Genomic DNA, 19,798 nt, shown 5'->3' on the forward strand with positions numbered 1-19,798 from the left:
GCATACAAAAGCATAAATATACTATGGCATCAAGCCAACATAGTATGTCCTGATGTGGTCATTTCCCCCTAAGCGCCACAGGGAAATGCCGTCGACGCCATGTTCCAATGCCTGCTGTTTCCAAGCCCGGAGGGTCTCACTGTCACCATACCAGCCGGTAACGGCCGTGCCATCGGCCCGATGTCCTTCAAACTGTAAGGCTTGGCTGGACGGTTCGCGCTGGACCTTGGCATGGAGGGATTTAGCCAGCTCCCGGGCTTCTCCTTCCGTGACCATACGCGGGCTCTGTCCGCTTTCCCAGATACAGCCACCAGTAGCAAAGGCGATGCTGTGCGGCCGCGGCAGACGGTCCACCCGTCCGAGGACGGTATTGATGAAGTCCGGATCCGCCTTGGGACCTGCGTCTTTCGTATGCGTACCATAGAGATTATAGCACATGATGACGTATTCCGGACCTTCCGGGAAAATGAGCTTGTTGGCCGGGACAGACGGTTCAAAAATGATGCGCAAAGGCACCTGTTGTTCGTCAGCTGCCGCGGCGATTTCCTGAATGAATTTCACATAACGGAATGCCACGAGGGGATTCTTCCAAACCTGTTCATAATCGATTTCCAGGCCGTCATAGCCATAGGCTTTCATAGTCCGGAACAAATCGTCAATATGGGCCTGACGCGAAGCCTGCGTGGCCAGAATAGTTTCCAGGATTGACGTATCTTTGACCTTGGTCTGCCCCTTCGGGTCCTGCGGGTTGTCATAGACATCGTTGACGACGGTCAGGTACTTCTTGACCGTCACCTTATAGCGGGGCAGTTTCTCTGCCGCGAACGCCTTGGCCGGCCCCAGGACGATGACCTGGCCTTGACGATCGAGTGCCCCGCCGAAATAGCTGACCGAATTGAGCTGGCTGCTAATATCCTTGGCTTCTTTCAGCCCTTTGTCGTAATCCCAATAAGCAATCCAGGCATTGTTGTCAAAAGTCGGCTGGGGACGCTGCTTGGCTGCCGACGTCGACGGTACCATGAGCGACACCGCCCCGGCGACGACCAGGATGATGCCGGCTGCGACGGCGCCGGAAAGAATTTTCATCATATCGCGGGCAGGAGACCCTGACCTCTTAGGTTGGGGAGGAATGCCCGCTTCCTCCTTTCAATAATAAATAATAGACTTTTAGCAAAAAAATTATGATATAATAATTTTAATGAAATAATATAGATTTTAGAAAGGCAGGTGAAAAAATGTCTAACCTAACTAAAACGATAAAACTTCGTATACATGCTACTTCTGAACAAGAGTTTCTGTTCCGTCAGATGACCGAACAATACCGTCAGGCTTGTAACTTCGTGTCGCAGTACATCTTCAACAACCGATTTAACATGGCCTACCAAAGTCTCAACAGAGAGCTGTACAGTGACCTACGCAGCCAGTTCGGTCTGAAATCGCAGCTGGCCCAGTCTTCTATCAAGACGACGATTGCCAGATATAAAACGGTAAAACAACAGCTCTTCCAAAATCCCTACAGATATAAGGATAGGAATGGCAACTGGCAACGCATTACCAAAACTTTGGAATGGCTCTGGAAGCCAGTATTCTTCAGCCGTCCACAAGCAGACTTGGTCCGTAACCGAGATTACAGTTTCGTTAATGATGGTCAAATCCTATCTATCAATACACTCGGCAAAAGAACCAAATGCACTTTTGAGGGCGAACATTTCGCTGAATACCTTGATGGCGCTTATGACCTTGGAACAGCAAAACTGGTCGAACTCAAAGGTTTATGGTATCTCCACATTCCCGTAACCCAAGCTGTCGAAGATTTTCAGAAAGAAAACGTCCGTCACGTTGTCGGTATTGACCGTGGATTACGTTTTTTGACCGTTAGCTATGACGAACAGGGCAAATCTGAATTCGTCTCTGGTAAGAAGATGGCTACTAAACGCCATAAATTTCAGGAAGTCCGCCGCCAGCTCCAGTCTAAAGGTACAAAATCAGCAAAGCGTAGACTCAAAGCCATTTCAGGACGAGAGAACCGTTGGATGTCTGATGTAAACCATCAGATTTCTAAGACACTCGTTGAAAAATACGGCAAAGATACGCTGTTTGTGCTTGAAGATCTGACCGGCGTTAGCTTCGAAGAGTCCCATCTTTCAAAAACTGCTAAACAAAATTACGACCTGCGCAGCTGGGCGTTCTATCAGTTGGAGCAATTCTTGACCTATAAGGCTCATGAAAATCGTTCCGAAGTTCTGACGGTATCTGCTAAGTATACCTCTCAACGTTGTCCCAAATGCGGTACTATCCATAAAGAAAATCGTGACCACCACAGACATCTGTATAGTTGCCAATGTGGTTACAAGTCCAACGATGACCGTATTGGAGCCATGAACATTCAGCTTCTCGGAACCATGTGGATTTCTGGGAACAACAATCCTCGTTATGAAAGAATAACAACTGCTTCGGAGTAAACTCCTTAGCAAAGCGGGTGTTGTCAGCCACCCGATGATGTAGGCGGATTTAGGAAGACATCTTTTAGATGTCGTTAGTACCTATGTAGTTCCGACTTACAAGCTCCCACCTCAAACGCCGAAAGCGTTAGGTGGGGATAGTTGACGATTTTGCGCATAGTTCCTCCTCGAATTATAAAAATATCGGCCAAATTCCCTTGAAAAATAGGAAATTTCAGTATTTTCTCATAAAAAAAGGCGCTGTCCCATGAAGACAGCGTCTTTTGATGTTGGTCGTAGGTCGTTCATCATTTGTCGTAGGAAATTAAAAATATCAATCCCGTGCGATGAGCGATGAACTACGATAGAATACTTACTTATTAATAGGATAATCCTGCAAGGCTTCATAGCCTTCTTCGCCAGTACGGATCTTAACGGCATTGTCGATGGTTGAGACGAAGACTTTGCCATCGCCGTATTTGCCGGTGTACAGGACTTTCTTGGCGACATCGATGATCTTCCGTGGCGAGATTTTGGAAACGACCATTTCGACGCGTACTTTCGGAAGGAGTTTAGCCGATACTTTAGCGCCACGATACATTTCCGGACGGCCTTTTTCAATGCCGAAACCCAGGGCCCGGGTAATAGTCATGCCAGTGATGCCGATAGCTTCCATAGCTGCTTTGAGCGGTTCAAAGCGTTTTTCATCGGTAATGATCGTGACATTGTACAGATGATGGCCGTCAGCCGGCATAGACGTAACCGTAACGGCCGACGGAGCCGCTTCCGGTTTATCCAGAGGAACTTCAACAGCATCAGCCGGAGCCTTGCCTGCATCAATAGCCTGCGTAACCGTATCGGGCGTAATCATGAAGCCGGCATAAGCCGAAGCGATACCGTGTTCTTCCAAGTCCAAGCCGTTGATTTCTTCTTCTGCCGTAACGCGCAAGCCCATGGTGGCGTTGAGGATGCGGAAGACAATATTGATGGCGACGAAGACGTAGAGGGCGACGACACAGACGCCGAGAACCTGAATGAGGAAGAAGTGGGTTTCTCCCGTATAGAGCAAGCCATCTTTGACGCTGAACAATCCCGTCAGGATAGTGCCTAAAGCACCGCAGCCACCGTGAGCGGCAACAGCACCGACAGGGTCATCGATTTTCAATTTCTGGTCGATGAATTCGATGAGGAAAATGATGACAGCCCCGGAAATGACGCCAATGATGAAGGCACCGGTAACGCTGACAGCATCGCAGCCAGCCGTAATGGCGACTAAACCAGCCAAGCCGCCGTTCAAGGTCATGGAAACATCCGGTTTGCCATAGTGGATCCAAGTGACAATCATAGCCGTGCAAGCACCAGCAGCAGCCGCCATGTTGGTCGTAACGAAAATCATCGAAGCCGATACCAGCGTTTCATCGCCGGTCATGGAAACGGTTGAGCAGCCATTGAACCCGAACCAGCCGAACCAGAGGATGAACATGCCCAAGCAGGCCAACGGCAGGCTGTGACCCGGAATAGCATTGACACTACCATCTTTATTGTATTTGCCAATACGAGGTCCCAAAATCCAGGCACCGACGAGAGCACAGACACCGCCGACCATGTGAACGCAAGTGGAACCGGCAAAATCATGAAAACCTAATTCCTGGAGCCAGCCACCGCCCCAGATCCAGTGACCGGAAATCGGATAAATGAGCAGACTGATTAAGACAGAATAAATACAATAAACAGAGAACTTCGTCCGTTCTGCCATAGCGCCGGAAACAATAGTCGCCGATGTCGCACAGAAGACAGTCTGGAAAATGAGGAAAGCCATGTCCGGGAAACCGGCGTCATCAGCGACGTGGAAGTTCTGGACAAAAGGATCTGGAATCCCGATGATACCGTGAAAATCGGTACCAAACATAAGGCCAAAACCGAGGAACCAAAAGAAAACAGTCCCCAGCGCAAAGTCCATGAAATTCTTCATGACGATATTGCCGGCGTTCTTAGCCCGCGTCAAGCCCGTTTCCAACATGGCAAAACCAGGCTGCATGAAGAAGACCAGGGCAGCGCCGAGAAGAATCCAAATCGTATCGACCGATGAATACCGGCCCGGTTCAGCCTCTGCTGCCAATGCAGCCAAAGGACTACAGGTCAAGACAGCTGCCAGACTGCCGCGCCGAAGGATACGTCTGAATTTACCCATAAAAACCTCCCCCTTTTGCAAAAAAAAGAACGCCTGACCGTAAAAAACGACCAGGCGTCATTGCCAAACATATTAAATTAAATCTAAAGAATTTAAAACTTATAAATTTTAAATTTAAATATATTATAAAAACAAACGTTATACTTGTCAAGAAATTTTATGGTAATTTGAAAAGTTTTTCTGTATTTTCCTTAGCATGGGCTATGAGTTCTTCAACAGATACATCCATATACCCAGCCAACGTCCGAGCCACATAGGTGATGTTATTAGGAACATTCGTCCGAGGCAAGTGGAATCCCCGCGGCGTCAAATAGGGCGCGTCCGTTTCGATGAGGACCCGGTCCAAGGGCAGGATGGACACGGCATCGCGCAGGGGAGCGGCCCGCCGTTCATCACAAATCCAGCCGGTAATACCGATATAAAAACCCAAGTCGAGCATTTTTGCCAGCGTCTTCTTATCACCCGTATAACAATGGACGACGGATTTCGGACAAATCGCTTCATGCCCTTTAAAACAAGCCAGGAAATCGTCAGCTGCGTCCCTTTCGTGCAGGAACAAAGGCTTGTCCAATTCTTCGGCCATAGCAATGAGGGCCTTGAAAAAATGGAGCTGATTCTCTTTCTTAGAATACATGCGATCGTAATCGAGCCCTGTTTCACCGACGGCGACGACTTTCGGATTCGTCATGACGATGCGCCGGATTTCTTCTAAATCTGCATCCGTCGCTTCATCGGCCACATGAGGATGGATACCAGCCGTGCCAAAAGCCGTATGATTGCGGACAAACTGATCGACTAAGCGGTTCTCCCGGGCTTCCGACCCGGTCAAGATGCAACAAATACCATCTGCCGCCGCATCGGCAATGATTTTTTCCGGCTTAGGAAATGATCGGGTAAATAAATTGAGTCCAATATCATAATACTTTATATCCATGTCAGACACCTCGTGAAAATAAGATTCCACGAATATTGTACCAAAAAAACAGGCCCCTGCGTAGCCAAAAAAGAGCACCTAGGAAAATTTCCTAGGTGCTCTCTGTCCAGTAATCTGGCGGAGTGAGAGAGATTCGAACTCTCGCAGGCCTTACGACCTCTAACGATTTAGCAAACCGTCCTCTTCAGCCTCTTGAGTATCACTCCATGCGTCAACTGACTATGTCAGTATACTACGATGGAGCGAGATTGTCAAGTTATTTTTTCAATATATCTTCTACGGCCTTGGTCTTATTGTTCATCATATTCGTATATCCTGGCCGGATATCGGCTTTCAAGACGACTTCTGCCCGCAAGCCCTGGTCGGTCAGGTACTGTGTCGCTTTTTTAACGACAGCCATGACGTCGTCCCATTCGCCTTCGATTTCAGTGAACATGGAATTGGTCCGGTTCGGCAAGCCCGATTCCCGGATGATACGCACGATTTCAGCAACATAAGGGGCAAATTCATCGCCTGTCCCGCACGGCGCAATCGCTACGGCAATTAATGTATTCATGATATTATACCTCCTCTACAGCTAATGGATTCTGGGCAATCGCATCAGGTGTAGCTATATATAATTCGTCGATGAACGCCGTCTGGAAGGAGCCTGTCCCACTGGCATGGGCTGCGGCCTTCGTCCCGGCCAGGTTATAGACAGCGGCCCCGGTAATGGCGGCAATGAAAGGGTCGGCTACGGCAGCATAAACGGCCATGACACCGCCCAGGGAGCAACCCGTCCCGGTAATGCAGGGCATCATTTCTGAACCGCCCTGGGAAAGGACAATCTGTCGGCCATCGGTAATTAAATCTTCTTCTCCAGAAACGGCGACAGCACCGCCTGTCCACTGAGCCAGCGCAGCGGCAGCATGAGCTGCGGAGCGGACGGAATCGGTCGAATCGACGCCGCGCACATCCGACGTGTCCGTACCACCTTCTAAGCCCCATAAGCCGGCCAAAGCAATGATTTCCGATGCATTGCCACGGATGATAGACGGTTTATAGTCCTTGAAGGTCATCAAAAGGTCCGTCCGCATTTGGCCCATGCCAATGGCTACGGGGTCCAGGACCCAAGGTTTTCCTTCTTCATGGAGTACGGCTGCTGTTTTCGGCAGTGTTTCCGCATAAATCGGGAATAAAGTCCCTACGTTGATATACATAGCCGCGCCGGCTTTGGCCATGCTGACGCCTTCGTCAGGTAAATAGACCATCGCAGCCGAACCACCGACAGCCAGCTGAGCATTGGCGACGAAATTAATAGTCACTGTGTTCGTAATGGACGGCGTCAACGGATTCGACGCCTTAGCCAATTTCGCTGCTTCCCGGACGGCATCGCGGATTTCAGATTCAGTCATATTATTACCACCTTTGTCATTTTGCTCTTTCTATTATAGACGTTCTGCCGAGGAAAGGCCAGGGAAATTTAATGGCATTTCCATCGCCTGTATGCGATATCGTAGGGGACGTCCTGATCAAGGCGTCCCGCTGTGAATCGTGGGTATAGTCGGAATTTATGACGAATGACACTCGGTCGTAATACAATCATGCGTCTGTCGCGGCAGTACGCCGCATCTGAGTCCGCGAAAAAAGCCGTGGCTCGTGGTTCGTGGCTCGTAAAAGCGCACCATCATTCCGAATGGGCTGTGGTCAAATATCACAGCGGGCCACCCTTCGGGACGGCCCCTACGAGCTACGAACCACGAACAACTAACAACAAAAAAGCACTAGCCGTCGTCCCACCTATCCAGCCGAATCCAGGGTATCTCTGTCTGGCTGTATACTTTCACACCATCAGGTCACGAGATTCGGCATAAGCGACTCACACGGTTTTGCGCGTCGCAAGGCTCCTTTACTTACCATGCATTACGTGTACATCACATTTCAGGCGGGCCGCCTTACCAGGTCGGCCCCTACGAGCTACGAACCACGAACCACGAATCACAAAAAAGCACTAGCATAAGCTAGTGCTTTTTTCTTTAATCAGCGGCTTCCTATCCTCCCAGGGGGCCTCCCCCCAAGTACTTTCGGCGTTTGCGGGCTTAACTGCTGTGTTCGGCATGGGAACAGGTGGATCCCCGCAGCTATCGCCACTGAATTATATTGTTCAGGATGTTCGTATCCTGACAACTGCATAAAAATGTTTTTCTTAACGGGTCGCCCACATGGCGACCCCTACCATTCGGTAGGATTCTCTGCTTAAGTCAAGTCCTCGGTCTATTAGTACCGGTCCGCTCCGTACATCGCTGTACTTCCACTCCCGGCCTATCAACCACATCGTCTTTGTGGGACCTTACTTGTTAAAACAATGAGAAACCTCATCTCTAGGCTGGTTTCACGCTTAGATGCTTTCAGCGTTTATCCGTCCCCGACGTAGCTACCCAGCTGCACGGCTGGCGCCATGACTGGTACACCATTGGTCGGTCCACTCCGGTCCTCTCGTACTAGGAGCAGCCCCTTTCAAGTTTCTTACGCCCGCGATGGATAGGGACCGAACTGTCTCACGACGTTCTGAACCCAGCTCGCGTACCACTTTAATGGGCGAACAGCCCAACCCTTGGGACCTACTTCAGCCCCAGGATGTGATGAGCCGACATCGAGGTGCCAAACCTCCCCGTCGATATGGACTCTTGGGAGAGATAAGCCTGTTATCCCCAGGGTAGCTTTTATCCGTTGAGCGATGGCAATTCCACTCTCTACCACCGGATCACTAAGCCCGACTTTCGTCCCTGCTCGACCTGTCCGTCTCGCAGTCAAGCTCCCTTCTGCCTTTGCACTCTTCGCGCGGTTTCCGTCCGCGCTGAGGGAACCTTTGGGCGCCTCCGTTACTCTTTCGGAGGCGACCGCCCCAGTCAAACTGCCCGCCTGAGACTGTCCGCAAGCTCGTTACGCTTCTCGTTAGAATTCCAATAAAACAAGGTTGGTATCCCACCAATGGCTCCGCAAATACTGGCGTACTTGCATCTAAGCCTCCCAACTATCCTGTACATCTCTTACCGGAATCCAATCTCAGGTTACAGTAAAGCTCCATGGGGTCTTTCTGTCCAGTCGCGGGTAACCTGCATCTTCACAGGTACTTCAATTTCACCGGGTCCCTCGTTGAGACAGTGCCCAAATCGTTACACCTTTCGTGCGGGTCGGAACTTACCCGACAAGGAATTTCGCTACCTTAGGACCGTTATAGTTACGGCCGCCGTTTACTGGGGCTTCAATTCACTGCTTCGCTTGCGCTAACACTTCCTCTTAACCTTCCAGCACCGGGCAGGTGTCAGCATCTATACATCAGCTTTCGCTTTAGCAGACGCCTGTGTTTGTGGTAAACAGTCGCTTGGGCCTCTCTTCTGCCACCCATCTCCGCTCCGTGCGCTTCTGCACTTCACGTACGCTGGGTTATCCTTTTCCCGAAGTTACGGATATATTTTGCCGAGTTCCTTAACGAGGGTTTTCCCGCGCACCTTAGAATTCTCATCCTGCCTACCTGTGTCGGTTTCGGTACGGGTGCCTGAGTCCTCACTAGAAGCTTTTCTCGACAGTTTAGTGCCAGCCCCTTCGCTTCTGTCTCCAGAAGCTCCCCATCGCATCTCGGCCTCTCGGGAAACGGATTTGCCTGTCTCCCAACCTACCTGCTTGGACGTGCTCTTCCAATCGCACGCGCGCCTTCCTTCCTGTGTCACTCCTTCGCTCAAACGGCCTCAGCCAGTACAGGAATTTCAACCTGTTGTCCATCTCCTACGCGTCTCCGCCTCGGATTAGGTCCCGACTTACCCTGGGACGACGATCGTTGCCCAGGAACCCTTAGGCTTTCGGTGGAAGGGATTCTCACCCTTCTTTTCGCTACTCATACCGGCATTCTCTCTTCCTGCCTGTCCACCTGTCCTTCCGGTCAGGCTTCTCCCATGCAGGAACGCTCCCCTACCCAATTGACTAATGTCAATTGCCAAAGCTTCGGTTCCGTACTTTAGCCCCGGACATCTTCGGCGCAGAGTCTCTCGACCAGTGAGCTATTACGCACTCTTTTAATGGTGGCTGCTTCTGAGCCAACATCCTGGTTGTTTTCGAAATTCCACATCCTTCGCCACTTAGTACGGCATTGGGGACCTTAGCTGTTGGTCTGGGCTGTTTCCCTCTTGACTATGGGCCTTATTACTCACAGTCTGACTCCCATGGATAAGTACAGCCATTCGCAGTTTGATTAGGTTCAGTAGCCGGATAGGCCCCTACCCCGTTCAGTGCTCTACCGCCTGTACTCTCGCCATGAGGCTAGCCCTAAAGCTATTTCGGGGAGAACCAGCTATCTCCACGTTCGATTGGCATTTCACCCCTACCCACATCTCATCCAAAAGCTTTTCAACGCTCACTGGTTCGGTCCTCCACACATTTTTACCTGTGCTTCAACCTGGACATGGGTAGATCACTGTGGTTTCGGGTCTACTCCAACTAACTATACGCCCTGTTCAGACTCGCTTTCGCTTCGGCTCCACGTTTTCCGCTTAACCTCGCTAGCTGAAGTAACTCGCCGGTTCATTCTTCAATAGGCACGCCGTCGCACCTATAAAGTGCTTCGACTGCTTGTAGACATACGGTTTCAGGTTCTCTTTCATTCCCCTCCCGGGGTTCTTTTCACCTTTCCCTCACGGTACTATGCGCTATCGGTCCATATCAGTGTTTCGCCTTGGAGGGTGGTCCCCCCAGTTTCCCACAGGGTTTCTCGTGTCCCGTGGTACTCTGGATCCTGCTCCATGCATTTGCTTACGCCTACGAGGCTCTCACTCTCTCTGGCTGAGCTTCCCAGCTCATTCTGCTTCACTCATGCATTTGATAGCAGTCCACAACCCCGGATTGGTTTCCCATTCCGGTTTGGGCTCTGCCCCGTTCGCTCGCCGCTACTAGGGGTATCTCTGTTGATTCCTTTTCCTCCGGCTACTTAGATGTTTCAGTTCACCGGGTGCCCTTCCTCATAGAGGATGACAGCACTACTGCTGCCGGGTTTCCCCATTCGGAAATCTGCGGGTCAAAGGTTACTTGCACCTCACCGCAGCTTATCGCAGCTTATCGCGTCCTTCTTCGGCTGATATGGCCAAGGCATCCGCCGTACGCCCTTACTTACTTGACTAATTTCTATAAACAAGAATTCAAGGTTCGTTAAGATCTCTTTTTAAAAAGAGGTATTTTCTAACATTTTTATGCAGTTGTCAAGGTACGATTGAGAGGATGACCTCTCAAAACTGAACAATGAATGAATTGCCAAAGCGCCGACTTCTTAGGTTTTCCCTAGAAAGGAGGTGATCCAGCCGCACCTTCCGATACGGCTACCTTGTTACGACTTCACCCCAATCATCGCCCCCACCTTCGACGGCTGGCTCCAAAAGGTTACCTCACCGGCTTCGGGTGTGAATGACTTTCGTGGTGTGACGGGCGGTGTGTACAAGGCCCGGGAACGTATTCACCGCAGTATGCTGACCTGCGATTACTAGCGATTCCTGCTTCATGCAGGCGAGTTGCAGCCTGCAATCCGAACTGGGACTCTGTTTTTGGGGTTTGCTCCGGATCGCTCCTTCGCTTCCCTCTATTAAGAGCCATTGTAGTACGTGTGTAGCCCAAGCCATAAGGGGCATGATGACTTGACGTCATCCCCGCCTTCCTCCGCATTGTCTGCGGCAGTCTCTCCTGAGTCCCCGGCCGAACCGCTGGTAACAGAAGATAGGGGTTGCGCTCGTTGCGGGACTTAACCCAACATCTCACGACACGAGCTGACGACAGCCGTGCACCACCTGTTTTCTTGTCCTCCGAAGAGGAACTGGGTATCTCTATCCATAGCAATCAATGTCAAGGCTTGGTAAGGTTCTTCGCGTTGCGTCGAATTAAACCACATACTCCACCGCTTGTGCGGGCCCCCGTCAATTCCTTTGAGTTTCAGCCTTGCGGCCGTACTCCCCAGGCGGGATACTTATTGCGTTAACTCCGGCACAGAAGGGGTCGATACCTCCTACACCTAGTATCCATCGTTTACGGCCAGGACTACCGGGGTATCTAATCCCGTTTGCTCCCCTGGCTTTCGCGCCTCAGCGTCAGTTGTCGTCCAGAAAGCCGCTTTCGCCACTGGTGTTCCTCCTAATATCTACGCATTTCACCGCTACACTAGGAATTCCGCTTTCCTCTCCGATACTCTAGCATCGCAGTTTCGGTCCCCTCACGGGGTTAAGCCCCGCACTTTTAAGACCGACTTACGACGCCGCCTGCGCGCCCTTTACGCCCAATAATTCCGGACAACGCTTGCCACCTACGTATTACCGCGGCTGCTGGCACGTAGTTAGCCGTGGCTTTCTCTTACGGTACCGTCACTCGTAACGGGTATTGACCGCTACGCCATTCGTCCCGTATAACAGAACTTTACAACCCGAAGGCCGTCATCGTTCACGCGGCGTTGCTCCGTCAGACTTTCGTCCATTGCGGAAGATTCCCCACTGCTGCCTCCCGTAGGAGTCTGGGCCGTGTCTCAGTCCCAATGTGGCCGTTCATCCTCTCAGACCGGCTACTGATCGTCGCCTTGGTGGGCCGTTACCCCTCCAACTAGCTAATCAGACGCAAGCCCCTCCTTCAGCGAAAGCTCCGAAGAGCCTCCCTTTCTTCTCTCTGCCATGCGACAAAAAGAACGTATTCGGTATTAGCAGCCGTTTCCAGCTGTTGTCCCCATCTGAAGGGCAGGTTGCTTACGCGTTACTCACCCGTTTGCCACTCGAATTAATAAGAAGCAAGCTTCTCATCTCTTCTCGTTCGACTTGCATGTGTTAAGCACGCCGCCAGCGTTCGTCCTGAGCCAGGATCAAACTCTCCATGATATATGGAAGAGCTGTTTGGCTCTTGTTTATTGATTGGTATTACTCATTGTTTGACGTTCTATAAAATAGAACCTCGCACTCTGGCGTTCATTCAGTTCATTGTTCAGTTTTCAAAGGTCATCGTTGTCATCACCGGGTGGCGACGACTTGTTTATTTTAACAAACTCGGAAGAGCTTGTCAAGGATTAATTTGAACTTTTTAAAATTCAAAATCCTGCGGCGTCAGGGCCTTGCCCCAACAGCTCATTTAGTGTACTACTATGTAAAGAATATGTCAAGGATTTTTTCAAATCCTTGACGCCGGCCGCGAATCATCGCCTGCGGCGATGTGTTCGTCGTTCATCGTTCGTCGTCAATCCGTAACATCGCCTGGCCGCGATTCCGTAGGGGCCGTCCTGTAAAGGCGGCCCGCTACGCGCCGAGGGCATCCCGAAGCGTCGTTGTCAGTGTAAGGTGCCGTTGTGCAACGGCATCCGTAGGGGCCGTCCTGTGAAGGCGGCCCGCCACGCGCTGAGGGTTTCCCGAAGCGTCGTTGTCAGTTTGGGTCTGCCGCGGCGGTACGCCGCATCTGATTCCGAGAAAAAAGCCGTGGTTCGTGGTTCGTTGCTCGTAAAAGCTCACCATCATTCCGAATAGGCCATGATCAAATATCACAGCGGGCCGCCCTAGCCGGGTCGGCCCCTACGATGGCCCCGGTCGGGGCATTTTTTTACGAGCCGAGGGTTACTCGAGGCAATGTTGTCAGTTTGAGATGCCGCGGTGTAACGGCATCCGTAGAGGCCGCGGCCCGCTACGCGCTGAGGGCTCCCCGAAGCGTCGTTGTCAGTTTGAGGCTGTCGCGGCGGAACGCCGCACCTGAATCCGAGGAAAAAGCCGTGGTTCGTAGTTCGTGGTCCGTGGCTCGTAAAAACCTGCCATTATACTCGGATAGGTGTGGCCGAATCTCGCAGCGGGCCGCCTTTCAGGACGGCCCCTACGATGGCCCCGGTCGGGGCATTTTTTTACGAGCCGAGGGTTACTCGAGGCGATGTTGTCAGTTTGAGATGCCGCTGTGCAACGGCATCCGTAGGGGACGGCCAAAGGGCGTCCCGCTACGCGCTGAGGGCATCCCGAAGCGTCGTTGTCCGTTTGAGTCTGTCGCGGCGGAACGCCGCATCTGAGTCCGAGGAAAAAGCCGTGGCTCGTTGTTCGTGGTCCGTGGCTCGTAAAAACCTGCCATTATACTCGGATAGGTGTGGCCGAATCTCGCAGCGGGCCGCCTTTCAGGTCGGCCCCTACGCATTTTATGCTATATTTTTTGCGCTATATATAGTATAATTATGTCGAGTAGTTGTATTTTATTTTTCCTTATTAGGCAATGAACAGGAGTTGTTACACATGAACAAGAAATGTTTAGCTTTGGCAGCTGCTGCCATGGCAGCTGTGACGTTGGTCGCCGGCTGCGGTTCTTCGGCAGATAAAAAAGACGGCGCTTCAGGTGAACAGAAGACCCTCGTCGTCGGCACGGAACCGACATTCCCGCCTTTTGAATTTACAGAAAACGACAAGTATATCGGTTTTGATATCGACTTGGCCAATGCCATCGGCGAAAAGATGGGCTCCAAGGTCGAAGTCAAGAGCCTCGGTTTCGACGCCCTCATCCCGGCCCTGCGCAGCGGCCAGATTGACATGATTGCTTCCGGCATGGACGCTACGCCGGAACGGCAGAAACAGGTTTCCTTCACGGATCCTTATTTCCATGATGGCTACTCCGTCGTCGTCCGCAAGGACAACACGACCATCAATGGTTTTGATGATCTCAAAGGCCGCACCGTCGGTTCCCAGGTCGGCACGAAGGGCGTAGACCTGGCTACGGAAGCCGGCGCTACGGTCAAACAGTATGACGCCAACAGCCAGGGCTGGATGGAATTGCAGAGCGGTACGTGTGACGCCGTCGTCATCAACACGTCGGTTGCCCTCTATTACATGAAAGAAGGCGGTGATAAGGACCTGAAGATCGTCGGCGATGCCAAGAAAGCCGATGCCGGCATCGCAATGGCTGTTTCCAAAGATAAACCGGAACTCCTGGAAAAAGTCAACAAGGCCCTGGCCGACCTCAAAGCCGACGGGACTTACGCCAAACTGTACAAAAAATGGTTCGGCATAGACCCCAAGGAATAATCCATGTATAAAGCCTACGTATTCGATTTCGACTACACCCTGGCAAATTCGGAAAAAGGTATCGTCATGTGCTTCCAGCTCCTCTTCGAAGCCGAAGGCTATGACGGTATCCACGAAGAAGCTATCCGCCGCACGATCGGCATGACCATGTACGACGCCATGGCCAGCCTGACCGGAGAAACGGACCCGGCCCGCATCCAGGCCTTGACTACGGAATACAAGGTCCGCTTCTCCGATAAATACATGACGGCCAATACCCACCTCTATCCGCAGACCCTGCCGACGCTCCGCGCCCTGAAAGAGTCCGGTGCCCTGTGCTGCATCGTCTCGACCAAGACCCGGTCGCGCATCGGTGAAACGCTGCGGAAGTATCAGATGGAAAGCCTCATCGACCTCGTCGTCGGCATGGAAGACGTCGCCCAGGCAAAACCCGCCCCGGACGGAATCAACGCCGTCTGCCGCCATTTCGGGCTGGACAAGAAAGACGTCCTCTATATCGGTGACAACACGATCGATGCCAAAGCGGCCCAAAACGCAGGCGTCGCCTTTGCCGCCGTGACGACAGGCACGACGACGAGCCAGGAATTTGCTCCCCTGCCCCATGTGGCAATCATGAAGGATCTCAGTGAAATCCTTACTATTCCCTAATGGAGGAACCTATTATGATGAAGAAAAAAGTTACGACCCTCGTCGCTGCCTCCCTGGCAGCCCTGACCCTTCTCTCCGGCTGCGGCTCGAATGGTACAGCCGACAAAAAAGACGGTGCTGCCAAAGGTGACAAGACCCTCATCGTCGGCACGGAACCGACGTTCCCGCCCTTTGAATTCACGGAAAACGAAAAAGACGTCGGTTTCGACATCGACCTGGCCCAGGCCGTCTGCGACAAACTGGGCTACAAGATGGAAGTCAAGAACCTCGGCTTCGATGCCCTCATCCCGGCCCTGAAGAGCGGCCAGATTGACCTCATCGCTGCCGGCATGGACGCTACGGATGAACGGAAGAAACAGATCGACTTCACCGACGTCTACTACCAGGGCGGCTACACCATCGTCGTCCCGACGGGCAATACGGACATCACCGGCTATGACTCCATCGCCGGTAAGACCGTCGGCGCTCAGGTCGGTTCCAAAGCAGCCGACTACGCCCGTGAACACGGTGCCAACGTCAAGGAATTTGACACCAATACCCAGGGCTGGATGGAACTGGAAGCCGGCACGTGTGACGCGGTCTCCATCGATAAAGCCGTCGCCCAATATTACCTCCAGCAAGGTGGTAAAGACAAGCTCAAAATCGTCGGCGAAGCCATTACGTCCCGCGGCGTAGCCATGGGCATCAGCAAGGATAAACCGGAACTGAGCAAGCAGGTCAACGAAGCTTTGAAGGAACTCAAAGCGGACGGAACGTATGCTAAGATTTATAAGAAATGGTTCGGCGAAGAACCGAAGCAGTAAAAAAAGGCGCTGTCGCATGAAGACAGCGCCTTTTTGAGTTTTAAGTTTGTAGTTTTTAGTTTGCAGCAATAAGGCAAAAGAATCTCTCCGGCCCGTTGGGCCACCTCCCCTATGAGGGGAGGCTTTGCGAGCCACGAACCACTTATTTTTTATCCTTCTGCTGGAGTTTGGCCAAGCGGTCTTTCAGGGATGTGAACTCACCCTGGTTGTCGGACTGGAGTTCGGCTTCGGGTTGGATGGTCGTGTCTTTGTAGGCGGCTTTCCGTTTAGCTGCTTCTGCAGCGGCAGCAGTTCGTTTTTCTTTGGCAGTCCGTTCGGCCTGGACGGCTTCGCGGATGGGCTGGAGTTTATTGTCCGGGACGACGAGGAAGCGGACCGGCAGGTTGGCCGCTCCCGGCGGCATGATGCGGATGGTCATGTCTGTCCCGGCCGGGAAGGTATCGACGTATTCCATGGCATACGGGTCATTGAGGCCCATAGAATGGCGGTGGCGCGGCAGTTCGACGATTTTCTTGTCTTCCCCCCGCTTGGGGTCGCTGTAGATGAGTTCCGTCACGCCGGCATATTCGCCGCCCTGGGGATTGAAATACAAGTGGACATCCCCGTTTCCTGTCGTGCGCAGGTGGATGGTGTAATCGACGCCGTAGTTGCCCGTGTCTTCCGAGGCCCGGTTGTCCATGACGTCGCGCCCCTGGAGGAAACGGTCCCAGACGCCGTCGGCCAGGAGGATATAGCCGATGCCGCTGTCCGTCGAGTACGGGATGAGCGTACTCAGATAGCGGTCCTTGCCGTGGAAGGTACCGCGCAGCTGAACCGAGTCGCTGGCCAGGTACTGCTGCTTACGGATGAAGGCGACAGGATCTTCCTGCGGCGGCAGGATCATGGATGACAGGATCATCGGTTCCGGCAGGCTGACATTGACGATGCCCGAAAAAAGCTGGTCCGGACGGACGACGGTCTCGTTGAGGCGCTGGCCGACGACGGCATAGTTATGAGCCGGGACGGTAATCTTATTGACCGTCATATTGCCTTCATAATACATGGTGGACAATTCCTTGCCAACCTGGTAGTAATCCGTGCTGGGCCGCGTGTACTGATAGCCCTGGAGGACGGCTTCCAGCGGATAAGGATGCGGGTTGTAGAGCATGGCTACGATTTTCCGGTTGTACGGATGCTGGTTGACATGATAGAAATAAAGGCGCACGTCGCCGCTGACCATATCCCCATAGAGGATACCGTCACCATCGGCGTATTCCGGACTGTCTGACAGCAGCAGCGTCCCCGTATCGACAGGGGCCGTCATGGAAATGGGCAGCATGCGCTGGGCGACGACGCGGTCCATGACCTCCGGATCGTCCACAGCCGGCAGGTCCGCCGCCAGGGCACTTGCCAGAGGCAGGCAGGCCGTCAGCAGGCCGGCTATATAAGTACATAGTTTCTTAAATTTCATCTTTTTTTTGACCTTCTATCTGTTTCGCTATATCAGCGATTTTTTTGAATCGGTGGGACAAGCCGGATTTCGTCAGTCCCGACTGGGCCGCCAGCTCGCTCATGGACGCTTCCGGATTGGCCATGCGCAGTTCCGCCGCTTCCCGAAGCTTCGGGGACATGCGCGGATACAGGCCCGATTCCTGGATACAGGTAATGGCCCGGCGCTGGCGGACAGCGGCGTCGACGGTCTTCTGAAGATTGGCCGTTTCGCAATTGACGACGCGGTTGACGTTATTGCGCATCCCCTTGACGACGCGGACGCTTTCAAACTTGAGATAAGCCTGGGCCGCGCCGATATATTGCAGGAACTGGGACACGCCATTTCCCTCTTTGATATATACGAGATAATCACCCTTGCGGTCTGTCGTCTTGGCCGGCAGATGGAAGCGGCGCATGATTTTCAACAGTTTTTCGGCAAAGGCCGCATTGCCCGTCACCAGTTCCAGGTGATAGTCCCCTTTGGGCTGGTTGACGGAACCGCCGCCCATGAAAGCGCCCCGCAGGAAAGCCCGCTGGCAGTCGGCCTTGCGGAGATCGATGGCGGAAAATTCCGCATCCGTCGGAAATAAGGACAGGTCCCGTAAAATGGCCGTGCTCTCCGGCGACGGCGTCACCCGCAGGATGTAATAGTTCTTCTTGCGCAGGCGCAATCCCTGGCGGACGCGGACTTCCGGCCGGACCGTAAAGGATTCCATCCACATCTTCAAAGCCTTGCGGGCGACGGCATTATTGGACGTACTGAATTCGATGCCGATGGTCCCGCGCGATCCGAGGATGAGGGACCCGCCCATGCAGAGCAGCGCCGCCAGTTCGGCAAAGCGGCAGGCAGCATTTTCCGGCTTGCAGTGGGCGATTTCATTCTTCACTTCTTCTGCAAAAGACAAAAGATGCCGCCTCCTAACGATGGGTAAATGTGTAACGTTTCAAATAGTAATGCAACAGTTCCGGCGATAAGTCGGTCCGCAAGGCATTGATCAGGTCGAAGAGGACGTTGGCCAGCTTCTTCGTATCGTGGGTGGCACTGTTTTCCTTGTTGATGAGGTCCGACAGGATGAGCGTCGCCCCGGCCTGGCTGACTTCCTTCTTGTCGATGATGACCGGATGGGACCCGGTGGCGACATAGCGCTGGAGGACGGCCGGATCGACGTCACCGTTGTTGGCGATGACGAAGTCGATGACCCTGCCGCCGGCCTGGCGGTTGATGGCCTTGACGTGGTCGGATACGGTGTAATCATCGGTTTCTCCGGGCTGGGTCATGACGTTGCAGATATAGATTTTCGGCGCCTTGCTGGTGCGGACGGCCTGGACGATATCGGGCACACAGAGATTGGGCATGATACTCGTATAGAGGCTGCCCGGTCCGAGGACGATGGCGTCGGCTTCCTGGATGGCCCGGACGGCGGACTGGATGGCCTTGGGATGTTCCGGTGTCGTAAAGACGCGCTTGATCTTGCCGTGGGCATGGGGAATCTGTGATTCCCCTTCGACGATGCGGCCGTCGGTCATTTCAGCGTTGAGGCGTATCTTTTCCGCCGACGACGGGATGACCTTGCCGCGGACGCGCAGGACTTTGCTCGTCGCATCCATGGCTTCTTCGACGTCGCCCAGGACTTCGATAAGGGCGGCAATGAAGAGATTGCCGAAGCTGTGGCCCGTCAGGTTGCCGGAGCCGCCGAAGCGGTGGGCAAAGAGCTTTTCCATGAGCCCTTCCTTATCGGCCAGGGCGACCAGGCAGTTGCGCAGGTCACCAGGCGCGATGATATCCAGGTCCTGGCGGATACGGCCCGTCGAGCCGCCATCATCGGCAACGGTGACGACGGCCGTCAGATTATAGGTCTTGGCCTTGAGGCCGCGCAGCATGACCGACAGGCCCGTGCCGCCGCCGATGACGACGACCTTCGGCCCTTTGGACAGCTGCAGGTTGGAGAAGATCAAGTCGCTGAGGTTCTCCGATTCGCCGGGCATGACGACGCCGATCATGGTGCGGATCAGGCGCCGCGTGGCCCAGGCCATGACGACCAGCCCCAGGAGGATGACCAGGATGCCCAGACTGGCCAGGATGGTATAGTTATAATGGCCGGTCATTTCGTAGAGCAGGCGGAAAGCCCATTCTTCCAATTCTCCCAGCCATTGGTAGTTAAAGGTCAGGATAATGCCGAAGCTGGAACACATCATGCCCAGGCCGAAGAGGAAGAGCCATCGCTTGATGTGCAAGCCCGGATGCAGCCATTTCATAAAACGCATGACAGCACCTC

At 53.0% G+C, this 19,798-nt stretch carries 12 protein-coding genes, 1 tRNA gene and 3 rRNA genes; 4 read left to right on the forward strand and 12 right to left on the reverse strand.

Going from position 1 to position 19,798, the window contains the following annotated elements:
• Nucleotides 1-21: 21 nt before the first annotated feature.
• Complete coding sequence (locus tag C6362_RS02220) at nucleotides 22-1,089, reverse strand: glycosyl hydrolase family 18 protein (RefSeq protein ID WP_014015143.1); 1,068 nt, start codon at nucleotides 1,087-1,089, stop codon at nucleotides 22-24.
• Between the two features lie 146 nt (nucleotides 1,090-1,235).
• On the opposite strand from C6362_RS02220, the gene C6362_RS02225 reads away from it, so the two are divergent.
• Nucleotides 1,236-2,462 (forward strand): RNA-guided endonuclease TnpB family protein, encoded by a 1,227-nt coding sequence (locus C6362_RS02225; protein ID WP_014015144.1) that lies wholly within the window; start codon nucleotides 1,236-1,238, stop codon nucleotides 2,460-2,462.
• A 352-nt stretch (nucleotides 2,463-2,814) separates the two neighbouring features.
• Here C6362_RS02225 and C6362_RS02230 read toward each other — a convergent pair whose 3' ends face one another.
• The 8 genes from C6362_RS02230 to C6362_RS02265 form a co-directional block, all read right to left on the reverse strand.
• Nucleotides 2,815-4,632 carry an ammonium transporter gene (locus tag C6362_RS02230; protein ID WP_014015145.1) on the reverse strand — a complete coding sequence of 606 codons (1,818 nt, stop codon included), beginning with the start codon at nucleotides 4,630-4,632 and terminating at the stop codon, nucleotides 2,815-2,817.
• Nucleotides 4,633-4,789: 157 nt separating this feature from the next.
• Nucleotides 4,790-5,566, reverse strand: coding sequence for a TatD family hydrolase (locus C6362_RS02235; RefSeq protein WP_014015146.1), 777 nt, complete (start codon nucleotides 5,564-5,566; stop codon nucleotides 4,790-4,792).
• A gap of 115 nt (nucleotides 5,567-5,681) precedes the next feature.
• Nucleotides 5,682-5,772, reverse strand: a tRNA-Ser gene (locus tag C6362_RS02240).
• 50 nt (nucleotides 5,773-5,822) lie between these two features.
• Nucleotides 5,823-6,122 carry an MTH1187 family thiamine-binding protein gene (locus tag C6362_RS02245; RefSeq protein ID WP_014015147.1) on the reverse strand — a complete coding sequence of 100 codons (300 nt, stop codon included), beginning with the start codon at nucleotides 6,120-6,122 and terminating at the stop codon, nucleotides 5,823-5,825.
• A gap of 4 nt (nucleotides 6,123-6,126) precedes the next feature.
• Nucleotides 6,127-6,960: a hydroxyethylthiazole kinase gene (gene thiM / locus C6362_RS02250; RefSeq protein WP_014015148.1), complete on the reverse strand. Its 834-nt coding sequence runs from the start codon at nucleotides 6,958-6,960 to the stop codon at nucleotides 6,127-6,129.
• A gap of 623 nt (nucleotides 6,961-7,583) precedes the next feature.
• Nucleotides 7,584-7,700 (reverse strand): 5S ribosomal RNA (gene rrf / locus C6362_RS02255).
• 102 nt (nucleotides 7,701-7,802) lie between these two features.
• Nucleotides 7,803-10,715: ribosomal RNA gene (locus C6362_RS02260) — 23S ribosomal RNA — on the reverse strand.
• Nucleotides 10,716-10,877: 162 nt separating this feature from the next.
• Nucleotides 10,878-12,441: ribosomal RNA gene (locus C6362_RS02265) — 16S ribosomal RNA — on the reverse strand.
• The 16S, 23S and 5S rRNA genes sit together here, the layout of an rRNA operon.
• Before the next feature lie 1,377 nt (nucleotides 12,442-13,818).
• Between C6362_RS02265 and C6362_RS02270 the strand changes: the two genes are divergently transcribed.
• From C6362_RS02270 to C6362_RS02280, 3 genes are read left to right on the forward strand one after another with little or no spacing between them, the layout of a single operon-like run.
• Nucleotides 13,819-14,601: a basic amino acid ABC transporter substrate-binding protein gene (locus tag C6362_RS02270; protein ID WP_014015149.1), complete on the forward strand. Its 783-nt coding sequence runs from the start codon at nucleotides 13,819-13,821 to the stop codon at nucleotides 14,599-14,601.
• Between the two features lie 3 nt (nucleotides 14,602-14,604).
• Nucleotides 14,605-15,249: an HAD family hydrolase gene (locus tag C6362_RS02275; RefSeq protein WP_014015150.1), complete on the forward strand. Its 645-nt coding sequence runs from the start codon at nucleotides 14,605-14,607 to the stop codon at nucleotides 15,247-15,249.
• Between the two features lie 17 nt (nucleotides 15,250-15,266).
• Nucleotides 15,267-16,052 (forward strand): basic amino acid ABC transporter substrate-binding protein, encoded by a 786-nt coding sequence (locus C6362_RS02280; protein ID WP_027895017.1) that lies wholly within the window; start codon nucleotides 15,267-15,269, stop codon nucleotides 16,050-16,052.
• A 142-nt stretch (nucleotides 16,053-16,194) separates the two neighbouring features.
• Here the strand turns inward: C6362_RS02280 and C6362_RS02285 are convergent, their stop codons facing one another.
• From C6362_RS02285 to C6362_RS02295, 3 genes are read right to left on the reverse strand one after another with little or no spacing between them, the layout of a single operon-like run.
• Nucleotides 16,195-17,502 (reverse strand): hypothetical protein, encoded by a 1,308-nt coding sequence (locus C6362_RS02285; RefSeq protein WP_014015152.1) that lies wholly within the window; start codon nucleotides 17,500-17,502, stop codon nucleotides 16,195-16,197.
• Entirely contained in the window at nucleotides 17,492-18,427 is a 936-nt protein-coding gene (gene whiA / locus C6362_RS02290) for a DNA-binding protein WhiA (RefSeq protein ID WP_014015153.1), read from the reverse strand. Before whiA ends, C6362_RS02285 begins: the two co-directional genes overlap by 11 nt.
• Before the next feature lie 13 nt (nucleotides 18,428-18,440).
• Nucleotides 18,441-19,787, reverse strand: coding sequence for a gluconeogenesis factor YvcK family protein (locus C6362_RS02295; protein WP_014015154.1), 1,347 nt, complete (start codon nucleotides 19,785-19,787; stop codon nucleotides 18,441-18,443).
• Between the last annotated feature and the right edge of the window lie 11 nt (nucleotides 19,788-19,798).

The sequence above is a fragment of the Megasphaera elsdenii DSM 20460 genome (assembly GCF_003010495.1).
Lineage (GTDB): Bacteria > Bacillota > Negativicutes > Veillonellales > Megasphaeraceae > Megasphaera > Megasphaera elsdenii.